Origin of the sequence: Ornithinimicrobium sp. (genome assembly GCF_051004135.1) — a bacterium.
Classification (GTDB): domain Bacteria; phylum Actinomycetota; class Actinomycetes; order Actinomycetales; family Dermatophilaceae; genus Ornithinicoccus.
The window spans coordinates 1-10,489 of the sequence record NZ_JBPCKQ010000128.1 but is presented as its reverse complement, the minus strand read 5'-3'; the positions used below and the strand labels follow the sequence as shown (position 1 = coordinate 10,489).

Annotated in this window: 6 protein-coding genes and 1 pseudogene; 4 read left to right on the top strand and 3 right to left on the bottom strand. The window is 71.2% G+C overall.

Annotated features, from left to right (window positions below; genetic code table 11):
• Positions 1-136: 136 nt before the first annotated feature.
• Both ACR2FV_RS08380 and ACR2FV_RS08375 read left to right on the top strand, forming a co-directional pair.
• Positions 137-565: a CBS domain-containing protein gene (locus ACR2FV_RS08380; protein ID WP_434015236.1), complete on the top strand. Its 429-nt coding sequence runs from the start codon at positions 137-139 to the stop codon at positions 563-565.
• 168 nt (positions 566-733) lie between these two features.
• Entirely contained in the window at positions 734-3,670 is a 2,937-nt protein-coding gene (locus ACR2FV_RS08375; protein WP_434015235.1) for a cell wall-binding repeat-containing protein, read from the top strand.
• Positions 3,671-3,772: 102 nt separating this feature from the next.
• Here ACR2FV_RS08375 and ACR2FV_RS08370 read toward each other — a convergent pair.
• Positions 3,773-4,951 (bottom strand): annotated as a pseudogene (locus ACR2FV_RS08370) (acyl-CoA dehydrogenase family protein); the annotation flags it as partial.
• Between the two features lie 21 nt (positions 4,952-4,972).
• On the opposite strand from ACR2FV_RS08370, the gene ACR2FV_RS08365 reads away from it, so the two are divergent.
• Both ACR2FV_RS08365 and ACR2FV_RS08360 read left to right on the top strand, forming a co-directional pair.
• Complete coding sequence (locus ACR2FV_RS08365) at positions 4,973-5,773, top strand: HAD-IIA family hydrolase (protein WP_434015234.1); 801 nt, start codon at positions 4,973-4,975, stop codon at positions 5,771-5,773.
• Positions 5,774-5,896: 123 nt separating this feature from the next.
• Complete coding sequence (locus tag ACR2FV_RS08360; RefSeq protein WP_434015233.1) at positions 5,897-8,758, top strand: cell wall-binding repeat-containing protein; 2,862 nt, start codon at positions 5,897-5,899, stop codon at positions 8,756-8,758.
• On the opposite strand, the gene ACR2FV_RS08355 is transcribed toward ACR2FV_RS08360, so the two are convergent.
• Positions 8,748-9,206 carry a heat shock protein transcriptional repressor HspR gene (locus tag ACR2FV_RS08355; protein ID WP_434015232.1) on the bottom strand — a complete coding sequence of 153 codons (459 nt, stop codon included), beginning with the start codon at positions 9,204-9,206 and terminating at the stop codon, positions 8,748-8,750. The two genes, ACR2FV_RS08360 and ACR2FV_RS08355, sit on opposite strands and share 11 nt — an antisense overlap.
• A 52-nt stretch (positions 9,207-9,258) precedes the next feature.
• On the bottom strand, positions 9,259-10,293 hold the full coding sequence (locus tag ACR2FV_RS08350) for a DnaJ C-terminal domain-containing protein (RefSeq protein WP_434015231.1): 1,035 nt from the start codon (positions 10,291-10,293) through the stop codon (positions 9,259-9,261).
• Positions 10,294-10,489: the final 196 nt, after the last annotated feature.

Below are 10,489 nucleotides of genomic sequence, written 5' to 3'. Positions count from 1 at the left end.
GGCTCCGCTTTCGACCTGTTGCGCTTCTTGCTCTTCTACTCATTGCTTCATGCACTTTTGTCAGATGATCTGGCGCGCTCCTTACTCGGCTGAGGCCGTTCTTGGCGAACCGGCCTCGGCAGGGATATGTTGAGGTATGCGCATCAGCGAGGTGCTCCGCCGCAAGGGTGACAGCGTCACCACCCTGAGCCCTGAGACCGACGTCGCGGCCCTGCTCGAGCTGATGGCCGAGGAGGGCATCGGGGCGGTCGTGGTCAGCCCCGACGGTGAGAGGGTCGCCGGCATCGTCAGCGAACGCGACGTCGTCCGAGCCCTGCACCACAACGGTGCCGACGTGCTCGGCCGACCGATCAGCTCGATCATGACCTCACAGGTGCACTCCTGCGTGCCCGAGGACGACCTGGAGACCCTGGCCCGGACGATGACCGATCACCGCATCCGGCACTTGCCCGTCGTGGTCGAGGGTCGGCTGCGTGGAGTGGTCAGCATCGGCGACATCGTCAAGCACCGCATCGCTGAGCTGCAGGGCGAGCGCGACCAGCTCGTCGGCTACATCCAGCAATAGCCGTAGGCACCTCGACCTTGGCGCTTCTCCCCTGACGCCGGGCCGCCTTGCCGCAAGGAAAGCAACGACGTACTCTTCGTCGTGAGCATTTCGTGAGGTTACTCACATCTTGTTCACGCTCGGGGGCAGGGCTAACTGCTGACCTGGCACCTACACAAAGGGGAGATTGTGTCAGCACATCCACTCAGGGGGACGCGTCGGCGGGCCCTGGCTGCCATAGCCGGCTTCGGCATGGTGGCCAGCGCGCTGCCGGCCGTGTCCGCGATGGCGGTCGAGGGACCCTCGACGCCCGCCACGCTTGCCACCGCGCCGTTCACCGACGGCCAGTACATCGTGGTCCTGCAGGACGCGCCGCTGGCCACCAACCCGGGCACCCGCCCGGCGTCGGGCCAGAAGCTCGACGTCGACAGCTCGGCCGCACAGGCCTACAGCGACCAGCTGCGCCAGCAGCAGGACGCCGTACTCGCCGACGTGGCAGCCGAGCCCAACTACCGCTACACCACGGTGCTCAACGGCTTCGCGGTCAAGCTGACCGCCGCCGAGGCCACCGCCTTGTCGAAGCGGCCGGACGTGCGCTCGGTCACCAAGGACACCAAGCGCGAGCTGCTCGCCGACGAGGACGAGTTCACCGTCAGCGACGGCCCGGCCCAGCCCGACACCGAGGTGTCCCCCGACCTGCTCGGGTTGCGCGGCGCGGGCGGCGTGTGGGAGCAGCTCGGCGGAGCCGACCAGGCCGGCAGCGGCGTCGTCGTCGGGGTCATCGACTCGGGCACCGACTGGCGCAGCGCGTCGTTCGACCCGGCCGGTATGCCGGCTGCCCCGGCCGGCTTCGGCGGGGAGTGCGACCCTGGTGCCGACCCGGCCAGCTGGCCGGTCGCCGAGGCCTGCAACAACAAGAACCTCAGTGGTGAGTTCTTCATCAACGGCTTCGACGCCGCCGGCGCGACGCTGTCCGCCGAGGACAGCCGCAGCCCGTTCAACACCGACACCCACGGCAGCCACGTCGCCGGCACCGCGGTGGGGCGTGAGGTGACCGTCACGGACGGCACCAACGACTTCAACCTCGCGGGCATGGCCCCGATAGCGCACCTGGCGACCTACAAGGTCTGCTGGCTCGCCGAGGGCGCCGGCGGCGGCTGCTACAACCAGGACTCCATCGCCGCGATCGACTCCGCGGTCTCCGACGGGGTCGACGTGCTCAACTTCTCGGTCAGCGGTGACCCCACCACCTACGAGGACCCGGTCGACCTGGCCTTCAAGAACGCCGCAGCCGCAGGGGTGTTCGTCGCAGCCTCGGCCGGCAACAGCAACGAAGAGGGCGTCGCGGTGGCGCACATCGGCCCGTGGATGACCACGGTCGGTGCCGCCAACCACCGCGAGGAGGACGGTCCTGTCCCGGGCATCGCGAGCTTCTCCGGCCAGGGGCCGGTGGACGTCGCCGACGCCGACCAGACCATCCTCAAGCCCGACGTGGGCGCCCCCGGCGTCAACGTGCTGGCCGCAGCAGTGGCAGCCGACGGCTCCCCGGCCTTCGGCTACCTGACCGGCACCTCCATGTCCTCGCCGCACATCGCGGGGCTCGGAGCGCTGCAGACCCAGGCCAACCCGGCCTGGTCACCGATGGCGATCAAGTCCTCGCTGACGACCGGCGCCAAGAACTACGCCGGCCCCGGCAACGACCCCTTCGTGGGCGGCAACGGCTTCGTCGAGCCGCGCACCATGCTCGACCCGGGTCTGGTCTTCGACTCCAGCGAGGCCGAGTGGGATGCGTTCCTGGCCGACCCGTCGACCGGCACGCAGCTCAACACGGCGTCGATCTCGATCCCGGAGCTCACCATGGCGCCGACCACGGTCGTCCGCACGGTGACCAACGTCAGCAACCAGGCACTGACCTACACCGCCTCCGCTGACCAGCCGGCCACCACTGCCCTGCCGGCGACCCTGTCGGTCGACGTGCAGCCGGAGACGATCACCGTCCCGGCGGGTGCGTCCGCGGACGTGTCGATCACGGTCGCCAACACCGGGGCCCCGGTCACCGAGTGGCAGAAGGCCTTCGTCACCTGGAGCACCGACGGCGCCGCCAGCGACGTGCGGATCCCGCTCGTCGCCCGGGGCCAGGTCGCCGAGGTCGTGCCCGACCCGACCGTCGACCGCGTCGGTGGAGCTGACCGCTACGCCACCGCGGCGCAGATCGCGCGGCTCTACCCCGACGGGGTGGACACGGTCTATGTCACCACCGGTGAGAACTTCTACGACGCGCTCGCCGGCTCCCCGCCGGCCAGCCGTGGCCTCGTCCCCGGGAAGCAGGTCACCCCCGAGGGCGACCCAGCTCCGGTGGTGTTGGTGAAGTCCGACTCGATCCCGGCCGACAGCCAAGCGGTGTTGGACGAGATCGGCCCGGCCGACATCGTGATCCTCGGTGGCACCGCTGCGGTGTCCCAGGGTGTCGAGGACGAGCTCAACGCCACGACGACGGCGACCGTCGGCCGCATCGGCGGCGCGGACCGCTACGAGACGGCCGCACTGCTGGCCGCCGAGTACGGCACGTCCGACACCGTCTACGTCGCGACCGGTGAGCGGGACGGATACCCCGACGCGCTCAGCGGCTCGGCACTGGCCGGTTCCGAGGGGGTGCCTGTCCTGCTGACCAAGAAGGACTCGGTCCCCGACGTCGTCACCTCCACCATCGAGGACCTCGGTGCGACCAACGTCATCGTCCTCGGCGGGGCCAACGCGATCGCCGACGACACCTACGCCGAGCTCGGTGGCACGGACCGGCTGGCCGGTGCCGACCGGTACGCGACGGCCACGGAGATCTCCAAGGCCTTCGGCTACGGAGACGGCAACGACGCTCCGGTCGCGCACGTGGCGACCGGCGAGAAGTTCCCGGACGCCCTGGCAGGGTCGGCGCTGGCCGGCTTCCAGGACGCACCCGTCGTGCTCGTCCGAGGCCCCGGCGCCGCCGACGAGCTGCCCGACCAGGTGCTGGCCGAGCTGGACCGGATCTCCCCGGACCAGGTCTTCGTCCTCGGTGGCACCGCTGCGGTGTCGCAGGACGTCGAGGATGAGCTCAACCAGTCCTACCCGGAGTGGGCGACCGACTGAGCTGACCCCCTGAGTCTTCGGACTCACGGCAGCACCACCACGGACGGCCCGTCCCCTCTCCCGGAGGGGACGGGCCGTCCGTCGTCGGCACGCCGGAACTCCGCGGAACGCCGCCAGACCGGTCAGTGCTTGGCCGACGACCAAGGTGTGCATCTCGGTGGTGCCCTCGTAGGTCAGCACGGACTCCAGGTTGGCGGCATGTCGTAGCGGGGCATAGTCGGCGCTGATCCCGTTGGCCCCCAACACCGAGCGGCACTCCCGGGCGATGGCCAGCGCCCGACGCACATTGGTCAGCTTGCCCAGGCTCACCTGTTGCGGCGCCAAGCGCCCGGCGTCCTTGAGCCGGCCGAGGTGCCGGGCCAGCAGCATGCCGGTGATGTAGTCGGCGCTGAGGTCGACCAGCTTGGCCTGGGTCAGCTGGAAGCCCGCGATCGGACGGCCGAACTGCTCGCGGGTCACCGCATAGCCCAGCGCGGTCTCGATGCTGTCGCGAGCGGCGCCCATCGAGCCGAAGACGATGCCGAAGCGAGCCTCGGTCAGGCAGCCCAGCGGTCCCTTCAGCCCGTGGCCACCGGGCAGCACCGCCGACGGCGGAAGCCGCACGCCGTCCAGCACCAGCTCACTGGTCACCGACGCCCGCATCGACAGCTTGCCGGTGATCTCGGTCGAGGAGAAGCCGGCCGTGCCGGTCGGCACCAGGAAGCCGCGGATGCCGTCGTCGGTCTGCGCCCAGACCACCGCGACGTCGGCGATCGAGCCGTTGGTGATCCACAGCTTGGTGCCGTCGAGCACCCAGTCGGTGCCCACGCGCCGGGCCCGGGTGCGCATGCTGGCCGGGTCCGACCCGGCGTCGGCCTCGGTCAGCCCGAAGCAGCCGATCAGCTCGCCGCGGGCCAGGCCCGGCAGCCACTGCTCGCGCTGCGCGTCGCTGCCGTAGGCGTGGATCGCCTGCATCGCCAGCGACCCCTGCACACTGACCATCGAGCGCACCCCGGAGTCGGCGGCCTCGATCTCCGTGCAGACGACTCCGTATGCCGTCGCGCTAGCCCCCGCGCAGCCGTACCCGTCCAGGTGCATGCCCAGCACCCCCAGCCGGCCGAACTCCCGGACCAGCTCGCGGGCGGGCAGCCGGCCCTCGACATACCAGGAGGCCAGGTGGGGTCGCACGTGGTCGGCCAGGAACGCGCGGACGCTGGCCCGCATCGCCAGGTCCTCCTCACCCAGGCCCTCGTCGAGGGCACCGAGCTCGTCAGGGGTCCAGGTGCGCCGGGGATTGTCCATGTGCTCGAGACTAGGGGCAGGATGGGTGGCATGACCGAACAGGGCGCCGTCCACGGATGGCTCACCGACATGGACGGCGTGCTGGTACACGAGGAGCAGGCACTGCCCGGGGCCGCCGAGTTCGTCGCCGAGCTGCTGGCGACCGGCACGCCGTTCCAGGTGCTGACCAACAACTCGATCTACACGCCCCGGGACCTGCGGGCCCGGCTCGCGGCCAGTGGCATCGAGGTGCCGGAGGAGGCGATCTGGACCTCAGCGCTGGCGACCGCAGGGTTCCTGGCCGAACAGCACCCCCGTGGCTCGGCCTACGTCATCGGGGAGGCCGGCCTCACCACGGCCCTGCACGACGCCGGCTACGTGCTGACCGACCGCGAGCCGGACTACGTCGTGCTCGGCGAGACCCGCACCTACTCCTTCGAGGCGATCACCAAGGCGATCCAGCTGGTCGCCCGCGGTTCGCGCTTCATCGCCACCAACCCCGACCCGACCGGGCCCTCCCCCGCGGGGCCGCTGCCGGCCACCGGGTCGGTCGCCGCCCTGGTCACCCGGGCCACCGGGGTCGAGCCGTACTTCGTGGGCAAGCCCAACGCGCTCATCATGCGCAGTGCCCTCAACCGGATCGAGGCGCACTCCGAGCACGCCGTGATGATCGGGGACCGGATGGACACCGACATCAAGAGCGGCATGGAGGCGGGTCTGCGCACGGTGCTGGTGCTCACCGGCTCGACCACGAGACCCGAGGTCGACCGCTTTCCCTACTGTCCCACCTGGATCAAGGACGGCATCGACGACGTGGTGCCGATGGTGCGCGACCTGGCCTGAGCTGCGCGCTGGGTTTCGCGCGCAAGTACCACATAGGATGTGGTCGACGCCAGGCGGGATGCGCTCGCCGGTGTCGCACACGGGAGCGCGGCACCGCGGGGGCCGGGCGGGAGGGAAGCCCACATGTCAGGTCGATCATCAGGTGGCAGCAGTCGGCATCTGCTGGCGGGGGTCCTCGCCTTGGCTCTCGTCTGCGCCGGACTGCCGCTGAGCGCCTCGGCGCTCACCGGCATGCAGGACCCCACGACCGCCGAGGACGGGTCGTATGTCGTGGTGCTGCGAGATGCACCCCTGGCCACCGGCCCCACGGCCCGCGCGACCGACCAGGGTCGGCTCGACACCACCAGCGAGTCGGCCACGGCATACACCGACCGGCTGCTGGAGCAGCAGGATCAGGTGCTGTCCGAGGTGGCGGCCGACCCGACCTACCACTACACGACGGCGCTCAACGGGTTCGCGGTGCCGCTCACGGCGGCCGAGGTGTCGGCGCTGCGACAGCGCCCCGACGTGCGCTCGGTCACCCTCGATGAGCCCCGGCAGCTGCTGAGCGACCCGGCGAGCGCATCCGCCGGACCGCAGCTCCCGGCGACCGACATCAGCCCCGGTCTGCTCGGGCTGAGCGGACCGGGCGGGGCGTGGGCCCAGCTCGGCGGGGCCGACAGGGCCGGCCGAGGTGTCGTCGTCGGCATCCTCGACACCGGCATCTCCTGGCGCAACCCGTCGTTCTCGGCGACCGGCATGCCGGCCAAGCCGGCCGGCTTCACCGGAGCCTGCGACTCCGGCCAGGACGCCGCAGGATGGCCGGCCCGAGCGTGCACCGCCAAGATCGTCAGCGCCCGCTACTTCGTGCAGGGCCTGCGCTCAGCGGGGGCCGAGCTGGCGCGGTACGAGAGTGTCAGCCCGCTGGACGTCAACGGTCATGGCAGCCACGTCTCCAGCACGGCAGCCGGTCGGCAGACCAGCGCCAAGGGCTTCGACGGCCGGAGCGCCAGCATCTCCGGGATGGCCCCCATGGCGCACGTCGCGGCCTACAAGGTGTGCTGGGAGACCGTGAACCCCTGGGAGGGCGGCTGCTACATGCAGGACTCCATCGCTGCGGTCGACCGGGCGGTGCGGGACGGGGTCGACGTCCTCAACTTCTCGATCAGCGGCGATCCCTACGGCTATGACGACCCGGTGGACGAGGCCTTCAAGAACGCCGCGGCCGCGGGGGTCTTCGTCGCCGCAGCCGGCGGCAACTCCGGCAGCGACGTCGAGCACACGGTGCCGTGGCTGACCACGGTGGCCGCGGCGGTGCACCGCAGCTCCGACGGGGCGGTCCCCTCGATCGCGGGGTTCTCCGCGCGGGGCCCGGTCAACGCCGCCGGCAACCCCGGCCTGCAGACCATCCTCAAGCCCGACCTGGGCGCGCCCGGCGTGGAGGTGTTCGCGGCCGTCGAGGACAGCGAGGACGACAAGCCGCAATGGGACCGCATATCCGGCACCTCTATGGCCTCACCGCACGTGGCCGGTCTGGCCGCGCTGCAGATGCAGGCCCACCCGGCCTGGTCTCCCATGGCGGTCAAGTCATCGCTGATGACCTCCACCCGACGCTACGCAACCCGGGGCAGCAACAACCCGCACGTGGGCGGGGCGGGCTTCGTCGCTGCCAAGGGGATGCTGGCCACGCCGTTGGTCTTCGACTCGGGGCTCGCCGACTGGAACGCCTTCGTCACCAAGCCCTCCACGGGCACCCGCCTCAACCAGCCCTCGGTCCATGTCCCGCAGCTGCCGGCCACCGCGCCGACCACGGTGACGCGCACCGTCACCAACGTGTCGGGCCAGGCCAGGACCTTCCGGGCTGCCGCCGACAGCCCGTCGACCTTCCCGATGCGCGTGCGCCCCAGTGTGCTGACCATCCCGGCCGGTGGCTCGGCGCAGGTCTCGATCCAGATGGCCAACACCGGGGCCGCCGCCGGTGCCTGGCAGAAGGGTGCGGTGACCTGGACCACCTCCGGCCTCCCGGCGGTGCGGATCCCCGTGCTGGGGCGCGGTCAGGTCTTCGCGCCCAAGGTCGGCCGGCTCGGTGGTGCCAACCGCTTCGACACCGCGCGACTGATCTCGGCCCAGTTCCCCGGCGGCGCCGACACCGTCTACCTCGCCTCCGGCCTCAGCTTCGCCGACGCCCTGGCCGGCAGTCCTGCGGCGGCCCGCGGGCAGGTGCCCAGCACCCTGACCTCTTCGGGTCGTCCCGCCCCGGTCCTGCTGGTCGGACCGGACGGCATACCGACCGAGACGCGGGCGGCGCTGAGCTCGCTCAAGCCCAGGTCGATCGTGGCACTGGGCGGGCAGCGTGCCGTGCCGGAGGCGATCCTGCGGGGCCTGCGATCGCAAGGGTATGCCGTGGAGCGGATCGCCGGCGAGGACCGCTACGACACCGCCGCCAAGATCGCACTGCTCTCCGGGTCCGACGTGCCGCTGGTCTACGTCGCCAGCGGCGCCGACCGCTCCTACCCCGACGCGTTGGCCGGTGCCTCGGCCGCCGCCCGCGATGACGCACCCGTGCTGTTGACCAAGCAGGACCGCATACCGGACTCGGTGCGGGCCGCGCTGGATGAGCTGCGGCCACGTCGGATCGTGGTCCTCGGCGGTGACGGCGCGGTCTCCGACGGGGTCTTCCGGCAGCTCGGCGCGGATCAGCGGCTCGGCGGGACCAACCGGTGGGAGACCGCGGCCGCCGTGGCCGCGACCTTCGGTGCCGACCCGGGCAACGCCTACGTCGCCTACGGGCTCAACTGGCCCGATGCCCTCGCCGGCTCGGTGCTGGCCGGGTCCCAGTCGGCGCCGGTGCTCATCACCGGCAGTACCTCGATTCCCGCGCCCGTCGCGACCCAGCTCAACCGGCTGTCGCCGCAACGGCTGACCATCCTCGGCGGCACCGGCGTCGTCTCGACCACGGTGGCGGACACCCTCAACCGCGACTACGGGCGCTGGATCATCGAGTAGGCACTCGGGGAGGTCGCCACAGAGCCAACGCCGTGCTGGTGCTGACCCGCTGGGGCCGCATGCCCTGACGAAGGGTCGTCACCTCGCCGGTGAGCCCGGCGGCGAACACGCGATCCCCCATACCGAGGGCGTCGGTGAGCATCTGGTTGTGCTCGGTCAGCTCGCTGACCCGGGCCCGCAACGCCTCGACCTGGTGCTCCAGGTCCATGATGCGTTGGATGCCGGTGAGGCTGACCCCCTCGCCGGAGAGCCGTTGCACCTCACGCAGCCGGTAGACGTCACGCGAGGAGTAGCGGCGCCCTCCCCCCCGGGTGCGCCGCGGGGTGACCAGGCCGAGCCGGTCGTACTGCCGCAGGGTCTGGGCGTGCATCCCGGCGAGCTCGGCCGCGATGGAGATGACGAAGACGGGCGCGTCCTCATCGACGTCCGTCCGGTTGCGGACCACCACGGTCCCTCACCTCCATCTTGCTAGGCAGTCTGCCAGCGGTATGCGGATACAGTCACTCCGCCGCGCGGGCGAACAGCTCCGCGCGGGGGTCGTAGTCCTGCTCCTCGGCGCGCATCGCCTCGATCGCTGCCTTGGCGGCGTCGCTGAGCCGTTGGGGCACCACGACCTGCAGCTTGGCCAGCAGGTCACCGGCCCCGCTCTTGGTCTTGATGCCGCGGCCCTTCAGCCGGAGCACCCGCCCCGACGGCGTGCCCGCTGCGACCTTGACCCTGACCGGAGGGCCGTCCAACGTCGGCACGCTGACGGTCGCACCGGCCGCCGCCTCGGCGAAGGTCACCGGGACGTCCAGAATCAGGTTGTTGCCCTCACGGGAGAAGACCGGATGCGGCTTGACCGCAATCTTGATCAGCAGGTCTCCGGAGGCTCCCCCCGGCTCACTCTGCCTGCCCTTGCCGCGCAGCCGGATCGTCTGGCCGTCCTTGACGCCGGCCGGGATCCGCGCGGTGACCCGGTCACCGTCCGGGCTGCCCACCGTGACGGTGTCACCGGTCGCGGCCTGACGGAAGCTCAGCGTCGCCCGTGCCTCGACATCGCGCCCCGGTCGCGGACCGCGCGGCGCCTGGAAGCCGTAGCCGGGACCACCCGCTCCGGCACCGGCCGGGCCACCGGCGCCCGGGAAGCCGCCGAGCAGGTCCTCGAGGTTGATGCTCTGCCCGCCGCTGGTGCCGAACTGCACGTTCTGCGCACTGCGGCCACCGCCCGCACCGCCGAACATCTGAGCGAAGACGTCCTCGAAACCGCCGCCTGCCGCACCGCCCGGGCCGCCGCCGGAGGTGAAGCGGGCACCGCCGCGCGACATGGCCCGCACACCGTCGTACTGCTGACGCTGCTCCGGGTCGGAGAGCACGGCATACGCCTCACCGATCTCCTTGAACCGCTGTTCCGCCGCCGTGTCACCGGGCTTGGAGTCCGGGTGCCACTCGCGCGCCAGCTTGCGGTACGTCTTCTTGATCGTGGCGTCGTCGGCGTCTTGGGCGACCCCGAGGATCGCGTAGAAGTCCTTGTCGAACCAGTCCTGACTCGCCATCTGCGCGGGTCACCTCCTCCTCGTTTGCCAGGGACTCTGCAGCCCCATCCTGCGATGTGCTGGGGCCTCTGTGGTCCCACTCTGCATGTTGTTCGGGAGTCTGCGACCCCGGAGCTTCCCTGGCAAAAGTGAGACGCGGGCCGCAGAATCCCCAGCAGATCCAATGGGGTGGGCGGCGGCCACCCCGGCCGCACAC